20 protein-coding genes are annotated in these 23,879 nt (G+C 51.5%); 12 read left to right on the top strand and 8 right to left on the bottom strand.

Annotated elements, in window-relative coordinates; genetic code table 11:
• Window positions 1-74 precede the first annotated feature (74 nt).
• From ACAW87_RS06340 to acs, 8 genes are all read left to right on the top strand, one after another.
• The gene (locus ACAW87_RS06340) at window positions 75-1,493 is read left to right on the top strand and encodes a porin (RefSeq protein WP_370722325.1); all 1,419 of its coding nucleotides are present in this window, start codon (window positions 75-77) and stop codon (window positions 1,491-1,493) included.
• A 58-nt stretch (window positions 1,494-1,551) separates the two neighbouring features.
• Window positions 1,552-3,135: an MFS transporter gene (locus ACAW87_RS06335; RefSeq protein WP_370722323.1), complete on the top strand. Its 1,584-nt coding sequence runs from the start codon at window positions 1,552-1,554 to the stop codon at window positions 3,133-3,135.
• Between the two features lie 134 nt (window positions 3,136-3,269).
• Window positions 3,270-3,491: a DUF6814 family protein gene (locus ACAW87_RS06330; protein WP_370722322.1), complete on the top strand. Its 222-nt coding sequence runs from the start codon at window positions 3,270-3,272 to the stop codon at window positions 3,489-3,491.
• Between the two features lie 85 nt (window positions 3,492-3,576).
• Complete coding sequence (locus ACAW87_RS06325; RefSeq protein WP_370722320.1) at window positions 3,577-3,789, top strand: hypothetical protein; 213 nt, start codon at window positions 3,577-3,579, stop codon at window positions 3,787-3,789.
• Window positions 3,782-6,535 (top strand): ATP-binding protein, encoded by a 2,754-nt coding sequence (locus tag ACAW87_RS06320; protein WP_370722319.1) that lies wholly within the window; start codon window positions 3,782-3,784, stop codon window positions 6,533-6,535. The genes ACAW87_RS06325 and ACAW87_RS06320 overlap by 8 nt, the downstream gene beginning before the upstream one ends.
• Window positions 6,532-6,900 carry a response regulator transcription factor gene (locus ACAW87_RS06315; protein ID WP_370722318.1) on the top strand — a complete coding sequence of 123 codons (369 nt, stop codon included), beginning with the start codon at window positions 6,532-6,534 and terminating at the stop codon, window positions 6,898-6,900. The genes ACAW87_RS06320 and ACAW87_RS06315 overlap by 4 nt, the downstream gene beginning before the upstream one ends.
• A 9-nt stretch (window positions 6,901-6,909) precedes the next feature.
• Window positions 6,910-8,823: a propionyl-CoA synthetase gene (locus tag ACAW87_RS06310; protein ID WP_370722316.1), complete on the top strand. Its 1,914-nt coding sequence runs from the start codon at window positions 6,910-6,912 to the stop codon at window positions 8,821-8,823.
• A gap of 128 nt (window positions 8,824-8,951) precedes the next feature.
• A complete protein-coding gene (gene acs / locus ACAW87_RS06305) occupies window positions 8,952-10,862 on the top strand; it encodes an acetate--CoA ligase (RefSeq protein ID WP_370722315.1) in 1,911 nt (636 codons plus the stop codon).
• A gap of 42 nt (window positions 10,863-10,904) precedes the next feature.
• Here acs and treZ read toward each other — a convergent pair whose 3' ends face one another.
• The 3 genes from treZ to ACAW87_RS06290 all read right to left on the bottom strand — a co-directional run bounded on the left by treZ (window position 10,905) and on the right by ACAW87_RS06290 (window position 14,473).
• Window positions 10,905-12,944 carry a malto-oligosyltrehalose trehalohydrolase gene (gene treZ / locus ACAW87_RS06300; RefSeq protein WP_370722313.1) on the bottom strand — a complete coding sequence of 680 codons (2,040 nt, stop codon included), beginning with the start codon at window positions 12,942-12,944 and terminating at the stop codon, window positions 10,905-10,907.
• 63 nt (window positions 12,945-13,007) lie between these two features.
• Window positions 13,008-13,910 carry an SDR family oxidoreductase gene (locus tag ACAW87_RS06295; RefSeq protein ID WP_370722311.1) on the bottom strand — a complete coding sequence of 301 codons (903 nt, stop codon included), beginning with the start codon at window positions 13,908-13,910 and terminating at the stop codon, window positions 13,008-13,010.
• 182 nt (window positions 13,911-14,092) lie between these two features.
• The gene (locus tag ACAW87_RS06290) at window positions 14,093-14,473 is read right to left on the bottom strand and encodes a hypothetical protein (RefSeq protein WP_370722310.1); all 381 of its coding nucleotides are present in this window, start codon (window positions 14,471-14,473) and stop codon (window positions 14,093-14,095) included.
• 141 nt (window positions 14,474-14,614) lie between these two features.
• On the opposite strand from ACAW87_RS06290, the gene ACAW87_RS06285 reads away from it, so the two are divergent.
• From ACAW87_RS06285 to ACAW87_RS06275, 3 genes are all read left to right on the top strand, one after another.
• The gene (locus ACAW87_RS06285) at window positions 14,615-15,220 is read left to right on the top strand and encodes a hypothetical protein (RefSeq protein ID WP_370722308.1); all 606 of its coding nucleotides are present in this window, start codon (window positions 14,615-14,617) and stop codon (window positions 15,218-15,220) included.
• 85 nt (window positions 15,221-15,305) lie between these two features.
• A complete protein-coding gene (locus ACAW87_RS06280; RefSeq protein ID WP_370722307.1) occupies window positions 15,306-16,706 on the top strand; it encodes a PQQ-dependent sugar dehydrogenase in 1,401 nt (466 codons plus the stop codon).
• Between the two features lie 140 nt (window positions 16,707-16,846).
• Window positions 16,847-17,506: a Pycsar system effector family protein gene (locus ACAW87_RS06275; protein ID WP_370722306.1), complete on the top strand. Its 660-nt coding sequence runs from the start codon at window positions 16,847-16,849 to the stop codon at window positions 17,504-17,506.
• Here ACAW87_RS06275 and ACAW87_RS06270 read toward each other — a convergent pair whose 3' ends face one another.
• From ACAW87_RS06270 to ACAW87_RS06260, 3 genes are all read right to left on the bottom strand, one after another.
• A complete protein-coding gene (locus ACAW87_RS06270; protein WP_370722304.1) occupies window positions 17,507-18,634 on the bottom strand; it encodes a hypothetical protein in 1,128 nt (375 codons plus the stop codon). It abuts the gene before it with no gap.
• A gap of 17 nt (window positions 18,635-18,651) precedes the next feature.
• Entirely contained in the window at window positions 18,652-19,755 is a 1,104-nt protein-coding gene (locus tag ACAW87_RS06265) for a hypothetical protein (protein ID WP_370722303.1), read from the bottom strand.
• Between the two features lie 177 nt (window positions 19,756-19,932).
• Window positions 19,933-20,448 (bottom strand): RNA polymerase sigma factor, encoded by a 516-nt coding sequence (locus ACAW87_RS06260; protein ID WP_370722824.1) that lies wholly within the window; start codon window positions 20,446-20,448, stop codon window positions 19,933-19,935.
• Window positions 20,449-20,749: 301 nt separating this feature from the next.
• Between ACAW87_RS06260 and coaE the strand changes: the two genes are divergently transcribed.
• Window positions 20,750-21,334: a dephospho-CoA kinase gene (gene coaE, locus ACAW87_RS06255; protein ID WP_370722301.1), complete on the top strand. Its 585-nt coding sequence runs from the start codon at window positions 20,750-20,752 to the stop codon at window positions 21,332-21,334.
• 80 nt (window positions 21,335-21,414) lie between these two features.
• Here coaE and hisD read toward each other — a convergent pair whose 3' ends face one another.
• A complete protein-coding gene (gene hisD, locus ACAW87_RS06250) occupies window positions 21,415-22,692 on the bottom strand; it encodes a histidinol dehydrogenase (protein ID WP_370722300.1) in 1,278 nt (425 codons plus the stop codon).
• A 113-nt stretch (window positions 22,693-22,805) separates the two neighbouring features.
• A complete protein-coding gene (gene hisG / locus ACAW87_RS06245) occupies window positions 22,806-23,666 on the bottom strand; it encodes an ATP phosphoribosyltransferase (RefSeq protein ID WP_370722299.1) in 861 nt (286 codons plus the stop codon).
• Between the last annotated feature and the right edge of the window lie 213 nt (window positions 23,667-23,879).

Below are 23,879 nucleotides of genomic sequence, written 5' to 3'. Positions count from 1 at the left end.
CTATTGCATTTTTTTGTACTGGTTATAGAATTTATTGTGCTTTGCCTCTGTGCTTCACCTAAACCTATAACCTAATGCAAGTAACTCGTTTTACCTTATTCCTGGCATGCTGTGGTCTTTTTCTGGCCAGTCATCGGCTCTCGGCGCAAGGGTCGTCTGATTACGGATCCGGCTTAAAAGTGAATCTTAACCCTGAAGGCAGTAAGTATGTTCGTTTCATCGTTTGGAATCAGTTCTGGCTACGGTCGATGGAAATGAATCCGGGCACGATGGTCAATGGCGTACCTACCGAAAACTTGACCGACATTGGAGCGCGGCGGCTGCGTATGCTGGCCTACGCCCAAATTTCGCCCCGCTATCTCATTCTAACGCACATTGGCATAAATAACCAGACGTTTATTAACGGTGGCGCGGCCGGTACTAGCGGTACGGGCGGGTACGGTCAGGGCAAAAAACCGGGTCTATTTTTTCACGATGTCTGGAATGAGTATGCAGTAGTTCAGTCGGGTAAAAAAGCCGATGGCACCGCCGTTAAGAATACACTGTATCTGGGGGCCGGGTTGCATTACTGGCACGGTATTTCGCGCATGACATCGGCCAGTACGCTCAACTTCCTTGCCATTGACGCGCCTATTTTCAACTGGCCACTCATCGAAAACTCGGATCAGTTTGCCCGTCTGTTTGGTATCTACGCAAAAGGGAAACTGGGTAAGCTTGAATACCGGGTCAACTACAACAAACCATTTGCTACGAACCTGCCCATTCCCACAAGTGGGGCAGCCAACACGCCGGTACCAGACGTAGCGGTCGACAATAACGGCATCAGTAAAATGTCGTATGGCGGTTACTTCGAATATCAGTTCCTCGATTCAGAAGCAAACCTGCTGCCTTTCAAGGTGGGTACGTATGTGGGCACCAAACGGGTGTTCAACATCGGGGCTGGTTTTTATTCACAACCCGACGGCACCCGCTCATTCAGTGGTGGTAAGAATACGTCGCACAATATCAACCTGTATGCTATTGACGTATTTGCCGATATGCCCATTGGCAACAAGGATAAAAACGTAGCCGTGACCGCCTACAGCACATTGTATAGGTATGATTTCGGTCCGAACTACTTACGGAATGCAGGGATCATGAATCCTGGAGCTGCTGATCCTGCTTTTGCCGATAAGCGGGCTCTGGCTGGTCCGGGTAACGCGCGGGCCTTGATGGGGACAGGTAACATCTGGTACACGCAGGCCGGGTTGCTCTTGCCCAAAACCAGCGAAAAACCAGCCATGCGGATTCAGCCATTTGCCGCTTACACCATGAAAGACCTGGATGCGCTGGGCAAAACCGGCAGCTATTATGACATCGGCTGTAATTTCTATCTGGATGGTCATCACGCCAAAATTACACCGCAATATTCACTGCGTCCTGTCTATACCGATCGGAACACGATCAGCGAAAACAAAGGTGAATTTGTCTTGCAGGCACAGATCTACCTCTAAAACCGAACCCGTTAACCAATCAATCAACCCCTATACCTCTTCTACAATTTAACTACGCATGACAACAGAATCTATCAGTCCCAAAACCACCAGCACGCGGTCGCTGATCAGTGTGATCGGGGCCTCATCGGTAGGTACACTCATTGAGTGGTACGACTTCTACATCTTCGGCTCACTGGCCGTGGTACTCTCTACCAAATTCTTTCCTGAAGGAAACCCAACGGCAGCTTTTCTGTCGACGTTGGCCACGTTTGCCGCTGGTTTCGTAGTTCGGCCGTTCGGAGCCTTGTTCTTCGGTCGCCTGGGTGATCTTATTGGCCGGAAATACACCTTCATGGTCACGCTCATGCTGATGGGCGGCGCTACTTTCCTGATTGGTCTTATTCCGGCCTACGAGACCATTGGTTTCTGGGCACCGCTGCTGGTTCTGATTCTACGCTTATTACAGGGCCTGGCACTCGGCGGTGAATATGGGGGAGCGGCAACCTACGTAGCCGAACACTCGCCCGCCGACAAACGGGGTTTCTGGACGTCGTGGATTCAAACCACGGCCACGGTTGGTCTGTTTGTATCGCTGCTCGTGATTCTGATCACCCGTAAATCGCTCTCGAAAGAGGCTTTCGACGATTGGGGCTGGCGGGTGCCTTTCCTGGTGTCGATCATCATGGTGTTCATTTCATACATCATTCGGAAAAACATGCACGAGTCACCCCTTTTCGCTAAGGTGAAAGCTGAAGGGAAGGCCTCTACGAATCCGCTGAAAGAGAGTTTTGGTAACAAATACAACTTCAAGTTCGTGTTGCTAGCGCTGTTTGGTGCCACCATGGGGCAGGGTGTTGTGTGGTACACGGGACAGTTCTACGCCATGAGTTTTATTAAAACCGTATGTAACGTCGATGCCCTGCAATCAGACGAACTTATGGCCATTGCCCTGCTGATGGGTACGCCTTTCTTCGTCTTGTTCGGCTGGCTTTCTGACCGTATTGGCCGCAAAGGCATCATGATGGCGGGTATGCTGGTGGCCATTCTGTCGTACCGCACTATTTACGAAAGAATGTACCAGACCACGAACCTGGCCAATAAGCAGGAGGTAGTGGGTAACATGACGACAGACGAGAAAACGGTGCCGGACCCGAAAGTGGAAGGGGGGCAGATCAAGACCGTGACGGTGAATAAGGAATACACCGACGGAACAAAACTGACGCAGGTAACCAAGACAAAAATTGCTGCCGACCCGGCTGCTGAACCCGCAAAACCAGAAGTTAAGAAAACCGTAGCCATCAATGACACCGACCGGTGGTCGCTGATCTGGCTGGTATTTATTCAGGTTATTTTCGTAACCATGGTGTACGGACCAATCGCCGCTTTCCTGGTCGAAATGTTCCCGACAAAAATCCGCTATACATCGATGTCGCTGCCTTATCACATTGGTAATGGCGTATTTGGTGGACTGCTACCTGCCGTGGCAACGTACCTGGCCACCGGGGCAAAAGAAGCCAACGTGGCCGCCGAAAAAGTGGGCAGTGTGCTTCCTTATGCAGCCCCTTATCTGGAAGGGCTCTGGTACCCAATCATCATTACAGGCGTTAGTCTGGCCATTGGTCTGGTTTATATCAGCAGCTCACGCAGAGTTGTGGATTAGCGAAGGGTGAAGGGTGGAGAGTGAATTGGTGAAGGGCGAGGAGTGAATGCTGACTCACCCCTCACTCTCCACCCTTCACCCTCACCCCTCACTACCCACCCTTCACCCTTCACCTTTTTAAACCAATCTATATTATGGACGCAGTTCGGCGTTATTTAGGCATTGTTTGGCTGGCTTTGGCCGCCCTTTGCGGGTACTATGGTGTCATGTTTTTTGGCATTCCCAAGCTGGCATCTGGCAAATCAGATGATCTGGTATTTGGTATTATCATCTTGTTTGTGCTTTTACCCATCATCGTAGGTGGTCTGGTCCGTTTCGGACTTTACGCCCTGCAGGGCGAGTATAACGAAGAGTAAATTGTCAGTTAGGTTCGGGGCTCGTGCTGATTGGGGTCAGTTCGGGTTCCGACCTTTTTTATTTCCCTTCCACCGTCTGAATCTTATGAGAACCACGCGCTTAGTCTGTATCTGTGTGCTGTTTGTTCTTCTCGTAAATGAACCGATCATCTCGATCGTTGACCGGCCGGTGCTGATCTGGGGCGTGCCCATGCTGTTCATGTATGTACTGTTGGTATGGGCGCTTGCAATTGGGTCCACCGCCTGGGTGTTGCACGTAACGCGGCACGCCACTGAGTCTGCGCCGACTCATGAGTAATCTCGCGCTCCTGCTTTGCTCGCTGGGCTATCTGAGCCTGCTGTTTGCGGTGGCCTACTGGGCCGAACACCGGGGTCGAACAAAGCGCAGTGTTGCCAACAACCCTTACATCTACGCCCTTTCACTGGCCGTTTACTGCACTGCCTGGACGTTTTACGGCAGCGTAGGCCGTGCCGCCTCCGAAGGGCTTGAGTTTCTGGCCATGTATGTTGGCCCCACCATTACGGCCCCGCTCTGGTGGATTCTCCTGCGAAAAATGATTCGCATCTGTAACGGGCAACGCATCACCAGTATCGCCGATTTTATTTCGGCCCGCTACGGCAAAAATCGTACACTGGGCGTGCTGGTCACGGCTATCTGTGTCATCGGTCTTATTCCCTATATCTCGATTCAACTGAAAGCTATTGCCGGTAGCTTCAGTGTGCTCACCGGACAGGCAGAAGCCGCCGGTACTTCGTGGTTTTTCTACGATAAGGCCTTCTACATCACACTGGTGCTGGGCATGTTTACCATTTTGTTTGGCACCCGAAAGCTAGAAGCTACTGAGCGCCACGAAGGACTTGTCACCGCCGTTGCTTTCGAATCCATCGTGAAACTCGTTGCCTTTCTGGCCGTGGGTATTTTTGTCACCTTCGGATTATTCGATGGCCCTGCCGATATCTTCAGACAGGCGAGTACACAACCTGCTCTTAAAGCCGAATTTACAACCGGGCCAGGCCATACCACGGGCGATTGGTTCTGGTACTCCCTCTTGTCGGCCATTGCCATCGTGTTTTTACCCCGTCAGTTTCAGGTGGCGGTGGTAGAAAATAGCGACGAACGGCATGTGAGCAAAGCCATGTGGCTGTTCCCGCTCTATATGTTGCTCATCAATTTATTCGTTTTTCCGGTTGCTTTTGGGGGGAAACTGCTGCTTAATGCCGCCACGTTCGATGCCGACGGGTACGTGCTAACCCTGCCGCTTCAAAACGGGCAGAAAGGGCTGGCGTTACTGGCGTATCTGGGCGGATTTTCGGCGGCAAGCAGTATGATTATCGTGGAAACGATTGCCCTCAGCGTTATGATTTCCAACAACGTGGTGATGCCTTTGCTGGTGGGTGCGCCGCGCTGGCATGTCTGGTTCGGCACCGCGTCGAGCCGGTTTGTGATCAACGTGCGTCGAATCGCGATTTTGTCGTTGCTGCTGCTGGCCTATTGGTACTATCGTAGTGTATCGAGCCACTTTTCGCTGGTATCGGTCGGCACTATTTCCTTTGTCGCTATTGCCCAGTTCACACCCGCCATGTTGGGTGGCCTGTTCTGGAAAAGGGGATCCAAAACAGGGGCTATAACCGGTCTGGTAGCCGGGGCACTTATTTGGGCCTACACGCTCATCATTCCAACGCTGGTACCGGTTGGCTGGGTGCCCGCCTCGTGGTTGACTATTGGCCCGGCCGGACTTGGCTGGCTCAACCCACAGGCGTTGATGGGCTTAACTGAACTGGATTCCACGGCCCACGCGGTGTTTTGGTCGTTGCTGGTCAACGCCGTTGGGTACGTATGGGGCTCACTAAGCCGTTTGCAACCTGCCCTGGAGCAGCAACAGGCTGAGTTGTTTGTTAATGTTTTTGATTATGGCGCTGAAGGGCGGGATAATCAGGTGGTGTGGAAAGGGCAGGCAAAATTGAGTGATCTGCGGGGGCTGCTCACTTCCTTTTTTGGAGCCGAACACGCGCACAAAGTGCTGAAACGATACGCCCGTCGCAACCGAATCAACGAGCAACAGGTTGCCGCCGACCCACGAATTGTCGCCTATACAGAACGTGTGCTGTCGGGGGCTATCGGTACGGCGTCGGCCCGGATTGCGGTGGCATCGGTAGCCAAAGAAGACCCCATTGCCAGCAATGAGGTGATTCAGATCCTGAAAGAATCACAGGCGCTGGTTTCTGTCAATAAAGAATTACACCGTTTAACGAATGAACTCAGCGAGGCTAACGAGCAACTAAAAGCGGCTGATCGGCAAAAAGATGATTTCATCTCGACCGTTACCCATGAAATCCGTACCCCAATCACGTCGATCCGGGCGCTGGTCGAGCTGATGTACGATACGCCCGACATGGAACGAGACACCCAACAACATTTTCTGGGCACGGTGATCAAAGAGTCAGAACGGCTGACACGATTGATCAATCAGGTGCTCGATCTTGAACGGATGGAGTCGGGACAATACCGGTTTGTACAGCAGGAAACAGGTATGGATGAGCTGATTAGCGATGCCATTGAGGCCGTAAAACCCCTGGCCACGGAAAAAGCTGTTCGGCTTGAAACGTACCTGAACTGCACGGCAGTCAGCGTTTTTGTTGACCGCGATCGGCTGATGCAGGCATTAATCAACTTGCTGGCTAATGCCATAAAGTTTGCCCCCTCGTCGGGTGGGGCCGTCCGGGTACGTTCCGAGTGTGAGCCGGGTGTTTGTCAGGTCAGCGTCACGGATAACGGCGTGGGTATTGATCCGAAGTACCATGATCTGATCTTTGAAAAATTCCGTCAGGCACAGCAGGGAGTGGCCAATGGTGGTGCCAATTCACTCTCTAAACCATCGGGAAGTGGCTTGGGGTTGGCCATTACAAAACGAATTGTCGAACTTCACGGCGGACATATTAGCCTGATCAGTGAGCCAGGGCAGGGAGCTACTTTTTCGTTTCAGATACCAATAGCCTCCGCCGAAAGCACCGCCCGTGACCGCATCAGCACACTCGAACCATGACAAAGATTGTAATTGCCGACGACGAACCAAACATCTTGTTGTCGCTCGAATTTCTAATGAAAAAAGAAGGTCACCGCGTATTCATTGCCCGCGATGGTCAGGAAGCGTATGACCTTATTCAGCAGGAAAAACCCGACGTATTGCTGCTCGATGTGATGATGCCCCGCATGAACGGACTGGAATTGTGCCGTCACGTAAGGGCTGAATCGGCTTATAAATCGATGAAGGTGATTTTTCTCAGCGCCAAGAGTAAAGAAGCCGATGTTCGGGCGGGCTACGATGCCGGGGCCGACCTGTATCTGGCCAAACCGTTTTCGACCCGCGAACTAGTGCAAAAAATAAACGGCCTGATCGCCGAAAATTGATCAATCGCCATGACTACCACCGAACCATACGCCCTGCAACACCATCGAAGCCTAGCTGATCCGGCCGGATTTTGGCGTGAACAGGCGTTGCGTATTCCGTGGTATCTTGAGCCGGCCCAGATTCTGACTACAGATGACGAAGGCCTGACGCGCTGGTATGCCGGTGGCGAATTGAATACCTGCTACGCGGCGGTCGACTTCCACGTAGAAAACGGCCGGACCAACCAACCCGCGCTGATTTACGATTCGCCGGTGACTGGTCAGGTACGTTCCTATAGCTATCTGGCATTGCGTGATGAAGTAGCTAAACTGGCGGGTATGTTGCGTCAGTTGGGCGTAGAAAAAGGGAGTACCGTTGTGATATACATGCCGATGGTGCCCGAAGCAGTATTTGCCATGCTGGCCTGCGCGCGTCTGGGGGCGGTGCATTCGGTGGTGTTTGGCGGTTTTGCGCCCCCCGAGTTGGCCGTTCGCATCAACGATGTACGTCCGGTGGTGGTGCTTTCGGCCAGTTGCGGCATCGAGTTCGACAAAACCGTGCCTTACAAACCACTGCTCGATGCCGCACTTGGTTTAGCCAATCACCAGCCTGAGCACTGCGTTATTCTGCAGCGCCCGCAATGCCATGCCGAACTCTACGCCCACCGCGATCATGACTGGGCCAGTCTGCTGGTACACGCAACGCCGGCAGAGCCGGTTCCAGTGCTGGCAACCGATCCGTTGTATGTTCTGTATACATCCGGTACAACGGGTAAACCCAAAGGCATCGTACGCGATAACGGCGGGCACGCCGTGGCCATGGCCTACAGCATGGAAGCCGTGTATAATGCCCGTCCCGGCGACGTTTTCTGGGCCGCGTCAGACCTGGGCTGGGCGGTGGGCCACAGCTACATCGTGTACGCGCCCCTGCTCTACGGATGTACTACCATCTTGTTTGAAGGCAAACCCGTTCGCACGCCCGATGCCGGTACGTTCTGGCGGGTAATCGCCCAACATAAGGTGAGCACGTTCTTCACTGCACCCACTGCTTTTCGGGCCGTTCGTAAAGAAGACCCGGAAGCCAGTTTACGCCAGGCATACGATTTGTCGTCGTTGCGCGCCCTTTTTGTGGCGGGTGAACGCTGCGATCCGTCTACGTTGAGTTGGTTACAGGATACCCTGAACGTACCCGTAATTGATCACTGGTGGCAGACCGAATCGGGCTGGGCTATGGTGGCCAATCAACTGGGAATCGAGCCAATGCCGGTAAAAGCCGGTTCGGCAACAAAGCCAGTTTGTGGCTACGATCTCCAGATTTTAGACGAAGATGGCGAGCCACTAGGTGCTAATCAGGAAGGGTATGTGTGTCTGAAACTGCCACTGCCCCCCAGTTGTCTGCCTACCCTCTGGAATGATACGCCGCGCTTTAAGGAGTCGTACCTGAGTCGTTTTCCGAGTTACTACCTCACCGGTGACGGGGGGTACGTTGACGAGGATGGGTACGTATTCATCATGGGTCGGGTTGATGATGTGATCAATGTGGCAGGGCACCGACTCTCGACAGGGGAGATGGAAGAAATTGTGGGAGGGCATGCCGCCGTGGCCGAATGTGCGGTGGTGGGTATTGCCTGCCCGCTGCGCGGACAACGTCCGGTTGGCCTTGTGGTGTTGAAAGATGGGCAGCCGATCACCGCCGAACAACTGGAGGGTGAACTGGTGACACTCATTCGTGAAAATATTGGCGCCGTTGCCAGTTTTCGCACGGCGCTGGTCGTAAAACGATTGCCGAAAACACGGTCGGGTAAAATTCTTCGAAAGACGATTCGCCAATTGGCCGATGGTGAACTGACCGGCGTACCGGCTACCATTGATGACCCCATCATTATTGACGAACTCAGGACCATTCTGATACAAAACAAGGTTGGCGTAGCTTTCTCCGACTAGGTACGTTGTTAGGTTCATGTCTACAATCAATAAAATCGTCTATAGTAAATAAGCAAGTTTGATAGGATCGATCAAAAGTAAACTCAGTGGATGATCGTACTTTTAAACCCATTAATCATCCTTTACCCATGCGTATCCAAACCTACGAACAGTACCAAACCGCTTACCAGAAAAGCGTTGACGATCCAGAGGCCTTTTGGGCCGAAATTGCCCAGGAATTTCAGTGGCGCAAACCGTGGACCAAAACGCTTCAGTGGAATTTTGACGAACCCAGCATAAAGTGGTTTGTGGGCGGTAAGATGAACATTACCGAAAACTGCCTGGATCGTCACCTAGCCACCCGTGGTGATCAGCCTGCCCTGATCTGGGAGCCTAACGACCCCGCCGAACTGGGCGTAACGCTGACGTACCGGATGCTGCACGAGCAGGTATGCCGGATGGCCAACGTGCTGAAGCGGAACGGTGTCGTAAAAGGTGACCGTATCTGTATCTACATGCCGATGGTGCCCGAACTAGCCATTGCCGTGTTGGCCTGTGCCCGTATCGGTGCGATCCACTCGGTGGTGTTTGGTGGTTTTTCGGCACAAAGTATTGCCGACCGGATCAACGATGCCCAGTGTAAACTCATCATCACGGCGGATGGTGCCTACCGCGGTAATAAAGAAATTTCGCTGAAAGGTACGGTCGATGATGCCCTGATTGGCTGCCCAACGGTAGAACGGGTGATCGTAATGACCCGGACCCGCACACCGGTGGCCATGTTGAAAGGCCGTGATGTGTGGATGGAACAGGAACTGAAACAGGTTACGTCTGATTGCCCGGCTGAAGAAATGGACGCAGAAGACATGCTGTTCATCCTGTATACGTCTGGCAGTACGGGTAAACCCAAGGGCGTGGTGCATACCTGCGGCGGGTATATGGTCTATACGGCTTACACGTTCCAGAATGTTTTCCAGTACGACGCTCCTCTGGGCGAGCGGGCTCCTGTTCACTTTTGTACGGCCGATATTGGCTGGATTACGGGGCATAGCTACATCGTCTACGGCCCGCTGGCCTGTGGCGCTACTACCCTGCTGTTCGAGGGCGTACCGACCTGGCCTGATGCCGGCCGCATGTGGGATGTGGTTGATAAACACGAGGTGAACGTACTCTACACCGCCCCAACCGCCATTCGTTCGCTGATGGGCTTTGGGCTGGAGTGGGTGAAAAACAAAAACCTCAGCAGCCTGAAAGTGTTGGGTTCGGTGGGTGAACCGATCAACGAAGAAGCCTGGCACTGGTACGACGATAACATCGGTAAAAACCGCTGTCCGATTGTGGATACGTGGTGGCAGACTGAAACGGGAGGTATTCTGATTTCACCCATTGCGGGAGTAACGAAAACCAAGCCATCATATGCCACCCTGCCCTTACCCGGCGTGCAGCCCATTCTGGTTGATGAAAACGGGAAGGAAATCGAAGGAAACGGCGTCAGCGGTAACCTATGCATCAAGTTTCCGTGGCCAGGTATTATCCGCACTACCTACGGCGACCATGAGCGCTGTCGGCAGACTTATTTCGCTACGTACCCAGGTCTGTATTTCACGGGCGACGGCTGTATGCGCGATGAAGAGGGCTATTACCGCATTACCGGCCGGGTTGATGATGTGCTGAACGTATCGGGCCATCGTATTGGCACCGCCGAGGTGGAAAACGCCATTAATATGCACACCGGTGTGGTAGAAAGTGCCGTTGTTGGTTATCCGCACGACATTAAAGGCCAGGGAATCTACGCCTATGTGATTGCCGATCAGTTCCCCGACGACCACGATGCCGACCTGACCAAACGCGATATTCTGGCCACAGTAAGTCGGGTGATCGGACCCATTGCCAAGCCCGACAAGATTCAGTTTGTTTCAGGCTTGCCTAAAACGCGCTCCGGTAAGATCATGCGTCGTATTCTGCGCAAAATCGCGGAGGGCGATACCACCAACCTGGGCGATATAACCACGCTGCTCGATCCGGCCGTGGTAGATGAAATCAAGGAAGGAGCGTTGTAGGTTACACCGGGTTTTACCCGGTGTAACCAATCACCCGGCCACCTACTCCTGGAAATGCCTTTCCGAAAAAGGAGTAGGTGGCATGAGGTGCATATTTTCGTTCCCTTGACCATATATCACGATCGATTCGGGCTGTAGCTGGATAGTACTATCGCTGGGTGCCGCCATTGCGGCAGTACTGCGCGTAGTACTGTCTGGTTTTTGCCAGGCCTCATCAGCTGAGTCGAGAAGTATCTTCCAGTCGCCGTCGCCGGGCAGGCTAAGGGTTTGAGGTTGATCGGAAAAATTCAACAGGCACAAAACGTGTTGCTCGCCCGCCCAGCGATGAAGGAGGAGTGTATGGTTTTCTTCGTCGGCAACCACCCGAATATGCTGACGGCTCAGTTCGTGCAAAGCAGGTAATTGTTTCCGAAGCGAGATCAACTGCTGATAGTACCGGAGCAGGGTTTGGTTAGGTCTTTGACGGGGCAACTCCCATTGTAGCCTGGTTTGCCGGAAGGTAGACCGCCGTTGCGGATCGGGCATGTCGGCGCCCGAATAAAAAGCAGCAAACTCATCCTTTCGACCTTCGCGTACCGAATCGATTAGCTCCTGATCGGAGTGATCGACGAAGTAGAAAAAAGGATTGGTCTCTGCCCATTCTTCACCCATGAACAACAGGGGAATGAACGGACTAACCAACACAGCACCGGCCATCAGCTTCAGCATCTCGAAGCTAAACAGCTGACTCGACCGCTCGCCGCCTTCCCGGTTACCAACCTGATCGTGATTCTGTGAAAACACGATGAACTGATGTCCCGAACGCTCTTTCTCCAGCTTCCTCCCAACTCTTTTTTGGCGAACCGTTGAGAATTGCCCGTCGTAAGCATATGCATCGACGTATGATTTGGCAAGGTGGTAAATGCGTTCAAAATCAGCGTAATAGCCTGCCTGCTCTTCGCCACCGCTGACCCGTAACGAATGATGAAATTCGTCGTTCCACTGAGCGTCCATGCCGAACCCGTTTTCTGCCAGTGGCGTAATTACGCGCGGGTCATTCAGGTCACTTTCAACAATCAGGTAGTACTGCCGACCGGTTTCAACCGATAATTTATCCACCTGCTCACGAAGTTCAGCCAGAATATGAACCGGGCTAAAATCTTTAATAGCGTGGATGGCATCGAGCCGAAGGGCGTCGATATGAAAATCCCGGAACCACATCAGGGCATTTTCGAGTACGTACCGTCGAACACCATCGCACCAGGTATCATCGAAATTAACGGCCTTTCCCCATGGTGTAACATACTGGTTGGTCAGGTATGGTCCGTAATCGGTCAGGTAATTTCCTTCCGGGCCAAAATGATTGTAAACCACATCAAGTACCACGGCAATACCCCGGTAATGGCAGGCATTTACCAGATGTTGCAACGCTTTGGCACCGCCATAACTGTGCTGAACGGCAAAGCTGTATACCCCATCATAGCCCCAGTTACGCTCCCCTGAAAACTGGGCAACCGGCATGATCTCGATTGCCGTGATGCCCAGTTCTTTCAGGTAATCCAGTTTTTTTTCGATGCCTGAAAATGTGCCCTCGGCTGAAAATGAGCCGGTATGAACTTCATACATGACATAGCTGGCCAGAGATGGGTTTACCCAGCAATCGTCTTCCCAATAATAAGCGGCGGTATCAACGGCCTGCGAAGGGCCATGCACGCCCTGAGGTTGAGCCAACGATGCCGGGTCGGGGCGCTCCAGTACCGAATCTGACAGGTTAGGGCCGGTCACATCTGATCCGATCAGGCTAGGGTGCGTGGTTTCATTATTAATTCTGAACCGATACAGGTCGCCAGGCTTTAACTGGTCTGTAACCAGATGCCAGTAGCCGTAGGGCGCTTTTTCCAGAGAAATAGCGTCTGTAACCCCCTCTATGCAAATTGATAGCTGACAGGCTAGTGGTGCCCAGACCAGCACGTTTGCCTTGCCACTGGCCAGAAAGGTAACCCCCAGCGTTCGACGATCGGTCTTGAACGGATGTAAATGAATCCATTCCGTGGGTCGCTGAGCAACGGTAAACGTCAACCCCGGTTTAACAACCTGATTCATAACTTTAAAGAAGTTTTACTCGCGACGATGTATAGACACGAGCTCAGAGTTAGGTTGAAACGACTATATGGTTGGTGAACCCCCGGTTACCTGCACTGTGCTACCCGTCATGAAACTAGACTCGTCAGAGGCCAGCATCACATACATTGGCGCCAACTCGGCCGGTTGTCCGGCGCGTTTGAGGGGTAAATCTTCTCCAAATGACTGCGCCTTTTCAAGCGGCATGGTCGACGGAATCAGCGGTGTCCAGACTGGCCCTGGTGCTACGCAGTTAACCCGAATCCCCTTTTCGGCCCATACCTGCGCCAGATTGGCCGAAAAGTTCTGAATAGCGGCTTTTGTTGCTGCGTAGGCGAGCAGTTGCGGGTTGGGCTTGTAGGCATTTACCGATGTGGTATTCACCACAGTACTGCCGGGCTTGAGATGCGCTTCGGCTGCCTTACAAAGATGAAACATCGCAAAAATGTTGGTCCGAAACGTATGGTCCAGTTCGTCGGCCGAAACATCCTGAATCGATTTGCGCGCCATCTGGTAAGCTGCATTGTTGACCAAAATGTCCAGTCCACCCAGTTCGGCTACGGCTGTTTCAATCAACGTGTAGCAATGCGCTTCCTGACTGATATCGCCTGAAATCAACACGGCTCTGCGGCCGGCCTCTTCAACGTACCTGGCCGTTTCGCGGGCATCGTCGTCTTCGTTCAGGTAGGAAATAACCACATCGGCCCCTTCGCGAGCAAAGGCAATGGCTACTGCACGTCCAATGCCCGAATCACCGCCTGTGATCAGTGCTTTACGGCCGGTAAGTTTTCCCGATCCCCGGTACGAGGTTTCGCCATGATCGGCTTTGGGTGCCATGTTCCCTTCGGTTCCTGGCGTCGATTGCGCGGTCGTTGGGTAGGGTGGAGCCGGGTATTTTGTAAGTGGATTCTGAAGCATGGCTGGCGTATTCTTATTACTAGCGTTCATTTAAATAAGGTGTTGTCAGTTAATAGGTACTGGCAACTATACACGCTGTAGTCTGAATCGTTTGCCTGCATCCAGTTACAAGTGAGGGAATGGACAGGTTGCTAATCGCTGCTTTTTTGAGTCAATCTCCGTGTCAGATATCATGAACGGAATACCGGATAAAACACGGACAAAACGGATCATCACTCATACCTGAATAACAAGTAAGGGACGTAAAAGCTGGATTGGGTATTTGTAGGGTAATAGCCTTCATTGATTCGATATGACCCATTGGCGCCTACCTTTTTGCCGTTTTTGCGTAGTTCTGTCTTTACTGTTTTGTCCACACGACTCTTTCCAGGATCGATAGCAACATTGATAATGCCTAAGCGCTTGATAACCGGAGGTATATCACGCTCTAACAAAAAAATGGTGATCGAATCGGCGGAATTTCCAGTTGCATCAGTCGAACCTGATTGCGTATAAAGAGTGACTGTTTCCGCTGGCATCATCACAGAGCGAATACAACTTACCGAACTCATCGTCAACGTACTCAATAAACATAATAGTGGTGTTCTTTTCATGTGAGAGTCTAGTGAAGTTAGTTGTTTGAGAAAATCGGAAACATTGATGAATGATAAACGGCAAGCTAACTCAAAGGTTTAGGGGCTGATAAATAGGACTGAGGTGGCCAACATTTGGGCTTCGTGATAGTTTTTAGGCCTATGAGCATCCCAACTAATACAACGACCGGTTTATCGTTGATCGAAGACGGCGAAAGACAAAAGTTAGAAACGTCTCTGACCAACTTCGTCGCTTTTCTAAACCGCCAACCCGCTTTTTGTGGCACCCCCGAACAACAGGAAACCTTAATCAAACATGTGTCGCAGGGCAATGAACTGATTAAACTAGTTGCCGAAGAGCGGCTTAAAATCACCCGGGAGCTGGATCATCAAAAGCACGAGTGGATTGAACTCGAAAAGCAGTTAACGGCACCCATTGTAGCAGCTATGCAACCGCTGAAAGAAGCGGTAGATCATTACAACCGGGAAGTTATGCGCATACGTCAGCATCAACTGGATGAGGCGCAAAAGCAGGGAATTGTTGACCAGAAAGGCCAAACCGACTGGCTGGCCGCCAACGTAGAGACCCCGGAGAAGCCGAAAGGCGTACGTACTAAATGGACGTTCAGGATTACTGATCCGTCGTTGGTGCTCAACGGCTATTGGCTGATCAACGAGGCCGCTATAAAAGCCGATATAGCCAAAGGAGTGCGGGATATACCAGGCGTTCAGATGTATGAAGAGGTAACCACTACTTTCCGGGACTAGCTGTAGAAGTTACGTAAAGAAGACCGAACGATTTGCCAGCATAAACGGAGCAAAACCGTTATTTTTAGGCAAATTAGATTCGACCATGCTAAAGTATACTATCGGTGCAGCCTTTGCTGCCGTATTCGGTCTCAGTAGTTTCTTCGTTGACCGAGAGCCTGTCGCCAAAACGGCGCGCGAGAATTATGAACAGTATTGCTCTTCCTGTCACGGAGAGAAAGTAGAAGCGTTTGTTGACCGTACCTGGAAACACGGAAAGGCTAAAGGCGACCTGACAAAGAGCATCTCAGGCGGTTACCCGGATCTGGGCATGCCTGCCTGGAGCCCTATTCTGAACGAGAAGGAGATTGGCGAGATGGCCGATCTTATTCTGGAAAGCCTGAAAAACGTTGACCAGTACAAATTTGCCAGTAAACCAACGTCGAATGTGTTCACGACTGAAGGCATGACTGTGAAACTGGATACCATTGCCAGTGGCCTTAAGTCACCCTGGGGGCTGGCGTTTTTGCCCGACGGTGGTATGCTGGTCACTGATCGTACAGGCGAATTGTATCGCCTGGATAAAAGCAATGCAAAAACAAAGGTTACAGGCGGGCCAACGGTGCTTGTTGAAGGGCAGGGCGGCTTGCTGGACGTAGAGTTGCATCCCGATTTTGCTAAAAATCAGCTGGTTTATTTGTCATACTCAGCCATGAAGCAGGAGGGTGCCGATAAATTGTCGACTACTGCGGTGGTACGGGCCAAACTGACTGGAAATGCGCTGACTGATCAGAAGATTATTTTCGAGGCATTGCCTTATGCCAAAACCCGCCATCATTACGGGTCGCGGCTCGAGTTTGATAAGAAAGGATTCCTGTATATATCGGTGGGTGACCGGGGTAACGAAAAACAAAACCCGCAATCCCTGGATCGGGGGGCGGGTAAAGTCCATCGCCTGCACGACGATGGCCGAATTCCTGCCGATAACCCGTTCACAGACGCGCAGAAGCAACGTACCTCGGTGTTTTCATACGGTCACCGCAACCCACAGGGAATGACCATGAACCCCGCCTCTGGCGAAATCTGGACGCATGAGCATGGCCCACGTGGAGGTGACGAAATCAACATCATCAAAAAAGCCGCTAACTACGGCTGGCCAGTGATCTGTTTCGGCATCAACTACGATGGCAAGCCAATTACCAACATGACCGCCAAAGAAGGCATGGAACAACCCCTGACCTATTGGCTTCCGTCTATTGCTCCCAGTGGAATGACCTTCGTGGAAGGAACGAAATATCCGGGCTGGAAGGGAAACCTGATGGTTGGTTCGCTTCGCTTTCAGTACCTCAATCGCTGCGTGGTTGAAAAAGGAAAAGTGGTTAAACAGGAAACGATCCTGAAAAATATTGGTCGGCTGCGTAACGTGGACATGGGACCGGATGGTTACCTCTACGTGTCTGTCGAAGACCCTGGGTACGTCTTCCGGTTGATGCCCGTAAATCTGTAAAGTAAGAAGCCGGGCTATCGTCCGGCTTTTCTTTTGCCCACCTAAACCGACCGTATATCCAGTGCGCGGAACCACTTGTACCACTACAGGCTGCAACCCACAACCCCTTTTTGTTATCTTTGAGTCAAAGCCCCGTGCTTATGAATCCGACCGAGACAACACTGATTAGTACCGAAACGCTAGCCACCCTAACGGCTGACACTGAGGCTGAAAAGAAGGCCAAGAAAGAGAAGAAAAAGAAGAAAAAAGCCAGTAAGGGCGTAGAAACCATGTTTCGAACCACGTTGGCTAATCATCTTAGGCTCAGTGAAATGGCTGATCGAAAGGCCAACCTGATGATTTCGATCAACGCCATTTTGATCTCTATTACTATGTCGTCGTTCCTGAAACCGGTGAGTGGCATGGAACGGCTGCTCATTCCCGAAATACTGCTGTTGATAGTCTCCCTGGTAACGGTGATTATCTCGATTTTTGCCACAAAGCCCACGTTTTCGCTGAAAAAGAAAATGGCTCCCGACGCCAATGATCCGGGAATGGACGACCCGGCCAATAACCGGCCCGTCGACCTGTTGTTTTTTGGCGATTACACGCAACTAACCGCGGCCGAATATCGGAAGCAACTCCGCGAGCTAATCAGCGATGATAAACGGTTGTACAACAGCCTGATCGATAATATTTACGCACAGGGACGCGTGTTGATCAAGAAGTATCGGCTGCTCACTATTGCCTACAGCTTTTTTATGATTGGCTTTTCGGTGGTCGTTATCTGCTGCGTGATCGTGTTGTTGTTGAACCGCTAGTCAGCGGTCGAGTCCTTTTATCTGCACGCCGCGGCCGGTAGGGTCCTGAAAAATGGCCTTTACCTTTTTAGGATCGTTGATGAGCGCATAAAATTCATCGAGGTACGAAAGGGTCATCTTGACGTACCCACGCTCGACCCGTTTTTCAGACTCATAGAGCGCGTAAATCTGTGGTTTAACGGCATTGTAGCGGGCAATGACCCGATTCAGCACCGACATGGGGTAAATGGGGCCTCGATAGAGCCGATCGCGAACTGAGTTAAGTTCGAGCTGTTCGGCCGGTTTAGCGTAGGGGGCACCCACAATGCCCGAATGATCGAAATCATAAGCCACCGGAATGGGGCGTGCATGTACCGAATCCATCATGAGCCGGGTATTATGTTTGTACACGATCGACCAGTCGGTGTTCCCGATCATGTATTCAAACAGGGCCATCGTTGCCGTAGCTATAGTATCGCAATGTTCGGCGCGGTACCGGTTCTTGTATATTTTACCCTGATTTCGCTTAGCCATATCGCTGTCATCTTCGAGCAAAATGCCCCAACGCGTAAATGGTGCCTGTTTTCTGGCCGAGTCGGCATAGGTTACCTGCGCCAAACGCGCTCTCAGGCTATAATCAGTGATCAGGTTGTAAACGCGGTACACCAGGTATTCATTGACGACATACACTTCGTTATTGCAGTGCGTCACCAGTTTTAGCGACGACTGCTTGGCGAAAGGCGTGCCTTTGATCGTTTTCTTGGGCAGGGTAAGGTAGAGCGGTGGAAACGTGCAGTTGGCTGAACTCCGCCGAAAATGACCACGTACCTGCACGTTGATGGGCAATTGCGCCAAATCGCCCGAGTCACTGGCTACGGTCAGCAAAGCGGGATGAATGACCCCTTTTTCGTCGGGCTTGGGCGGAATTCGATCGCGCATGATCGGCTGCATGCGGGCAGTAAGCGTTAAAGACAACACATTATCGGTTGAGAAAAGAGGCTTCACCGCCGGGGTTTGGGCGGCCTTCGTTTTTTTCTTGGGCAGATTTTCAGAGGCAACTGTCTGTGCGTTTACAGCGCTAAAGCCGAGGCCATACAACAGCAAGCAGAGTAATAGGCCTGGCAAAAGGTGGTTACGAAAAGCGTTCATGGGGTGGGAGGGTGGTGTTACTTGAAGCTACTGAACAGCTCGTTATTCGTATCGCCGTTGAAGAAGTGGGTGCGCACGGCGGCCGGATCGTTGATTAGTTCGTAAAAGGCGTCTAGAAAGCGCAGGGTTTGCTTTACATAGGCACGGTTCAGTCGCTTGTCGTTTTCATAAAGCGCATAAAACCGGGGTTTCAGTGCAATGTATTCAGTAAATACTTTCTTTAGCAACCAACCCGGATACAGCGGTCCGCGGTATTGACGGACGGGAATTCCGGTGGTATTATCGGGTTCGAGGGCGTGGGCGTATGGCGCATCGACGAGGGCGGCATGGTCGAAATCGTAGGGAATAACTACTGGTTTGGTGTAGCCTTCCCCAACCGCCAGCCGAACATTATGCCGATAAAATACGGACCAGTCGATGTTGCCGATCATGAACTCAAATACGGCCAACCTAGCCATCGATAGCGAGTCGGCGGCACCTGTCTCCACGCCGTTTTTCGATTCAGTCAACTGATTACGCTTGGCCATGTCGTCTTCATCTTCGATCAGGAAACCCCAACGGGTTTCTTGTGGGCGCTTTCTGAGTGAGTCGACGTAGTTGACGCGGGCCAGCCTTGCGCGAAAACTAAGGTCAGTAACCTGATTGTACAGCTTATAGATGAGGTACTCACGAACCACATATTCTTCTGCCTGACAGTGGGTTACGAGCTTAAGCTTGTTCTGTTTGGCAAAGAGTGTTCCTTTTACCTTCTTCTTCTGAAAATCAAGATAAAGCGGTGGGAAATCGCAGTTGTTGGCGTTACGGCGAAAGTTACCACGAACGAGCAGGGTTAAGGGCAACGAGATGTTCTCAGTGCTTCCGGTGTTCTGATAGGTCAGTAGCGCAGGATGTTTGACCGACAGGGAATCGTCTTTTGGCTTTGTACGATCCCGAACGATGCGCTGCATGCGGGCAGTTAGCGTGAAGGTAAGCGGCTCATCACGCAGGAATAAATCGGTCGTTTTGGCTGACTTTACAGTGCCTGTGTTTAGGGTCGTGCTATCAGTTTGCGCCTTGGTCAGGCCAGGCTGGAACACCAGAAAAGCCAGCAGAGGAATAACGAAAAAGGCGGTTAGTTTCATAGCCGCTCAAGTTACAGAAAAAGCTAGTTCAGAAACGACCAAAACTAGTTTTACGGCGCAGTGACCACAAGAGGCATGGCGATTTAGCCTGATTATGTGGGTGCCTGATCGGATCTGTGAAGGAGGCTTGTGCCGAATGGCACACAACACAAATCCAGAAGGCGCTTCACTGTATACTCAGATATTGAGGCGATAGGTATACTGATCGCGAATTTTGTCTCGGGTTCGTTTAAGGCGCATTTTCACGGCACTGTCTTTCAGATTATACCGCTTGGCTATTTCCTTAATGTCGAGGTCATGCTCATACTTTAGCAGGAGTAACTTAACTTCTTCCGTGGTTATGGTCTGAATCGCGAGCGTCAACGTTTGAAGTTGATCTTCGTGTTGATCGGTGTCCGATTCATCGGCAATCATGTGCGCCATCTCTTCATCGATGGTGACGGTTGTGAGCCGGTTTCCCTGTCTGATCTGGTCCATACAGTAGTTGTATGAAATGGAATAAAGCCAGGTTGAAAAAGTAGAGCGTTCTTTAAAGCTGTTGAGGTTTGAGTGTACCCGGATAAAAATGTCGTGCGTGTAATCTTCAGCTTTTGCGCTGCATTTGGTGAGCGAGTAACATCGTCGAAAAACTTTGTTCGCGTATCGCTGGTAAAGTGTTTCAAAGTACTTGTTTTTGTTTGTAGAGAGATACATACGTATCAACTCTTCATCTTTGGTGACTGAGGCTGTCATAATCACATACGATAATGGGTTAGTTTGGTGAATCTACGAAGTAAACTATAGGACACATAGACTGGAAATTTATTTGTCAAATTGTACGTGTGTGGGACTAATATTAATTAAAAGGCATGTAATCAATAACATACACATGTAGCCAATTTTGCTTAATATCAGGTTCTCCTACAGAGTAAGTAGCGCTATTTCCTGAATTGATGAGTTATTACTGGTAAATTGGTGAGATAACGACCAATCAGGCATTCTAAAGCTTAATGATATGAAAAAAATTGGTGTTACCGGTGGTATAGGCTCAGGTAAAAGTACGGTCTGCCGGGTATTTGGCCTGCTTGGAATTCCCGTTTACGTAGCCGACGACCGGGCTAAATGGCTGACTGAGCACGATCCGATTCTGAGGGCCGACATTGTCCGGTTATTGGGTCGGGATGCTTATGACGCGGCTGGTCATTATAACCGGGCCTATGTGGCTGCTCAGGTATTCAACGATTCCGATCGGCTGTCTGCCCTGAATGCACTGATTCACCCCAGGGTGCTTGCCGATACAGTTAGTTGGATGCAGCAGCAGTCTGCTCCCTACGTAGTGAAAGAAGCCGCACTCATGAAGGCGGCGGGAGATCAGAATGATCTGAATGCTGTAATCGTGGTTATGGCTCCGTTAGAACTCCGCGTAAACCGGATTCGGCAGCGGGACCCACAGCGTAGCGAGATGGAGATTCGATCTATTATTAATCGACAGATTAGTGACGAAGCCCGCTTGCAACTGGCTGATTTTGTGCTGCACAACGATGAGGAGACATTGCTCATTCCTCAGGTTTTAGCATTGCACGAGCGCTTCAAACAATAAAGATCAGGTGCCTGCCCGGAAATAAGCGAAGCACCTGATCTGAAAAGGTAGTACTGACTGACAATGGGAGCGTTTGTGAATCAGTCTTTAAGTGACGCGAGTCGAATACTCACCGCCCGTTTGTGCGCGTCGAGGGATTCGGCTTCGGCCATTGCTTCCACCACCGGACCTACATGTCTGATGCCTTCGGGCGAGATGTGCTGCACGGTGATTTTCTTAACGAAACTATCCAGCGAAACGCCGCTGTAAGCCCGGGCAAACCCGTTGGTCGGTAATGTGTGGTTTGTGCCCGACGCATAATCACCTGCCGATTCGGGCGTATAGTTGCCCAGAAAAATCGACCCGGCGTTGGTGATTTGTTCGGCCACTGCTTCGGCATCATCCACGCTTAAAATAAGGTGTTCGGCGGCGTACTGATTCAGTAATTCAAGGGCATCGGAGTGGGTCTCTACCAAAATGGCCTTACTGTTATCAATGGCTTTGGCGGCCAGATCACGGCGGGGAAGTTTATCCATCTGTGTGTTCAGCACCAGATTCACCGCTGAGAGCAGTTTTTTACTCGTCGAGACCAGTAGTACCTGACTATCGGCCCCGTGTTCGGCTTGCGAAAGCAGGTCGGCGGCCACAAAAGCGGGAATAGCCGTGTCGTCGGCATAGACAGCCACTTCACTGGGTCCGGCGGGCATATCGATGGCAACGCCTTCTTTGGCTACCAACATTTTGGCCGAGGTAACGTACTGGTTGCCGGGGCCAAAGATCTTGTACACCTGCGGAATACTTTCTGTACCATAAGCCATCGCCGCAACCGCCTGCGCCCCACCGATGCGGAACACCCTGGTAACGCCAACGAGTTTGGCGGCAAAATAAATAGCGGGGTGATTACTGGGTGAACAAAGGACCACCTCGCGGCAACCGGCCAGTTGCGCAGGTACGCCAAGCATCAAAACCGTACTAAACAGCGGTGCGGTGCCACCGGGAATGTAGATGCCCACTTTGTCGATACCCACACTTTTGCGCCAGCAGGTGACACCAGGCATAGTCTCGATCTTTTGAACGGGCTGTTTCTGCGCTTCGTGAAACGTACGGATATTGCTGTAGGCCTGTCGAATCGCCGATTTTAGCTCGTCGCTCAGTTGAGCTTCCGCCGCGTCCAGTTCATCCTGATGTACCTCTAATCCCGACACCGACAGGTCTACCTTGTCGAAGCGCTGCGCCAGGTCAATAAGCGCGGCATCGCCCTGGGCACGTACCTGCGCCAGAATCGGCGCAACAATTGACTCGATTTGCGCCGACGATTGCATGGGCCGCGCTAATAACCGGGGCCATTCAGCACGGTCTGGAAAAGGTATGATTTGCATGGGGAACTAAGTCGGTAGTCGGTAGTCAATAGTCGATAGTCGCGCTGCAAACTAACCATACGTTCACTGGGCAGCGCGACTATGACTATTGACTATTGACTATCGACTCCTTTTTAGTTAATCATTTTCTCAATTGGAACAACCAGAATGCCTTCGGCACCAGCGGCGCGGATGGCTTCGATATTCTCCCAGAACGCATTTTCATTGATCACTGAATGCACGGAACTCCAGCCTTCGGTAGCCAGGGGTGTAACTGTTGGGGCTTTCATGCCGGGCAACAGTTTCGAAATGGCCGAAATGGCGTCGTTGGGGGCATTCAGAACAATGTATTTGTGATTTTTGGCCGCCTGAACGGCGTTGATGCGGAACAGCAATTGATCGAGCAGTGTCTGTTTCTCGGCCGACAAACCGGGATAGGCAATCATAACGGCCTCGGAGCGGAAAATGGTTTCCACCTCTTTCAGACCATTGCTGAGCAACGTACTGCCCGACGATACGATGTCGCAAACGGCTTCGGCCAGGCCGATGCTTGGCGCAATCTCTACCGACCCGCTGATCTCGTGAATGTCGGCTTTGATACCCTGACCGGCCAGGTACGTACCCAGCAAACGTGGGTAAGAAGTAGCAATGCTTTTTCCCTCCAGGTCGCTCAGACCGTTGTATTCGTCACCACGGGGAATGGCGATGGACAGGCGGCATTTCGAGAAGCCCAGCCGATGTACCGTCGACACGTTGCGACCTGTTTCAACGGCCACATTTTCGCCCACGATGCCCAGATCGGCAACACCATCTTCAACGTACCCGGGAATGTCATCGTCGCGGAGGAAAAGAAACTCGGCGGGGAAATTGGAAGAAACGGACTTGAGTTTGCCTGTGCCGTAATCGAAACGAATGCCGCAGGCTTTAAACAGTTGATATGAATCTTCGCTGAGTCTGCCCGATTTCTGAAGGGCAATGCGAATGGGAGCGATCATTAGGTAGTGCAGTCGATTTTTGAGGGTGCAAAGATACGGAGGAAAGGCGGAACAGGAGGATAAGGTGTGAGTCCGGAGCGCGCAATAATCGTGTTTATTGTCTGGTGTTTTCTGACAATCTGCTGTTACCTATCACCGCTTAGTAAATTCTTGACAACAGTTTTAGTTAAAGCGCTCAACCACCAAGTGTTTGGGCATCACACCAGGTTTGCA

The organism is Fibrella aquatica, from assembly GCF_041321135.1.
In the GTDB taxonomy this organism is placed as follows: domain Bacteria; phylum Bacteroidota; class Bacteroidia; order Cytophagales; family Spirosomataceae; genus Fibrella; species Fibrella aquatica.
Note: the sequence above shows the minus strand (reverse complement) of the source record. Positions and strands in the feature narration are given on the sequence as shown.

Bases quoted from the DNA above. Each gene is read 5' to 3' on its own strand.
- acs (WP_370722315.1), top strand. From the start codon at position 8,952: ATGCGTATCCAAACCTACGAACAGTACCAAACCGCTTACCAGAAAAGC.
- ACAW87_RS06320 (WP_370722319.1), top strand. From the start codon at position 3,782: ATGAGTAATCTCGCGCTCCTGCTTTGCTCGCTGGGCTATCTGAGCCTG.
- ACAW87_RS06295 (WP_370722311.1), bottom strand. From the start codon at position 13,910: ATGAACGCTAGTAATAAGAATACGCCAGCCATGCTTCAGAATCCACTT.
- hisG (WP_370722299.1), bottom strand. From the start codon at position 23,666: ATGATCGCTCCCATTCGCATTGCCCTTCAGAAATCGGGCAGACTCAGC.
- ACAW87_RS06265 (WP_370722303.1), bottom strand. From the start codon at position 19,755: ATGAAACTAACCGCCTTTTTCGTTATTCCTCTGCTGGCTTTTCTGGTG.
- ACAW87_RS06340 (WP_370722325.1), top strand. From the start codon at position 75: ATGCAAGTAACTCGTTTTACCTTATTCCTGGCATGCTGTGGTCTTTTT.
- coaE (WP_370722301.1), top strand. From the start codon at position 20,750: ATGAAAAAAATTGGTGTTACCGGTGGTATAGGCTCAGGTAAAAGTACG.
- ACAW87_RS06285 (WP_370722308.1), top strand. From the start codon at position 14,615: ATGAGCATCCCAACTAATACAACGACCGGTTTATCGTTGATCGAAGAC.
- ACAW87_RS06325 (WP_370722320.1), top strand. From the start codon at position 3,577: ATGAGAACCACGCGCTTAGTCTGTATCTGTGTGCTGTTTGTTCTTCTC.
- hisD (WP_370722300.1), bottom strand. From the start codon at position 22,692: ATGCAAATCATACCTTTTCCAGACCGTGCTGAATGGCCCCGGTTATTA.
- ACAW87_RS06280 (WP_370722307.1), top strand. From the start codon at position 15,306: ATGCTAAAGTATACTATCGGTGCAGCCTTTGCTGCCGTATTCGGTCTC.
- ACAW87_RS06270 (WP_370722304.1), bottom strand. From the start codon at position 18,634: ATGAACGCTTTTCGTAACCACCTTTTGCCAGGCCTATTACTCTGCTTG.
- ACAW87_RS06260 (WP_370722824.1), bottom strand. From the start codon at position 20,448: ATGTATCTCTCTACAAACAAAAACAAGTACTTTGAAACACTTTACCAG.
- ACAW87_RS06330 (WP_370722322.1), top strand. From the start codon at position 3,270: ATGGACGCAGTTCGGCGTTATTTAGGCATTGTTTGGCTGGCTTTGGCC.
- ACAW87_RS06310 (WP_370722316.1), top strand. From the start codon at position 6,910: ATGACTACCACCGAACCATACGCCCTGCAACACCATCGAAGCCTAGCT.
- ACAW87_RS06315 (WP_370722318.1), top strand. From the start codon at position 6,532: ATGACAAAGATTGTAATTGCCGACGACGAACCAAACATCTTGTTGTCG.
- ACAW87_RS06290 (WP_370722310.1), bottom strand. From the start codon at position 14,473: ATGAAAAGAACACCACTATTATGTTTATTGAGTACGTTGACGATGAGT.
- treZ (WP_370722313.1), bottom strand. From the start codon at position 12,944: ATGAATCAGGTTGTTAAACCGGGGTTGACGTTTACCGTTGCTCAGCGA.
- ACAW87_RS06335 (WP_370722323.1), top strand. From the start codon at position 1,552: ATGACAACAGAATCTATCAGTCCCAAAACCACCAGCACGCGGTCGCTG.
- ACAW87_RS06275 (WP_370722306.1), top strand. From the start codon at position 16,847: ATGAATCCGACCGAGACAACACTGATTAGTACCGAAACGCTAGCCACC.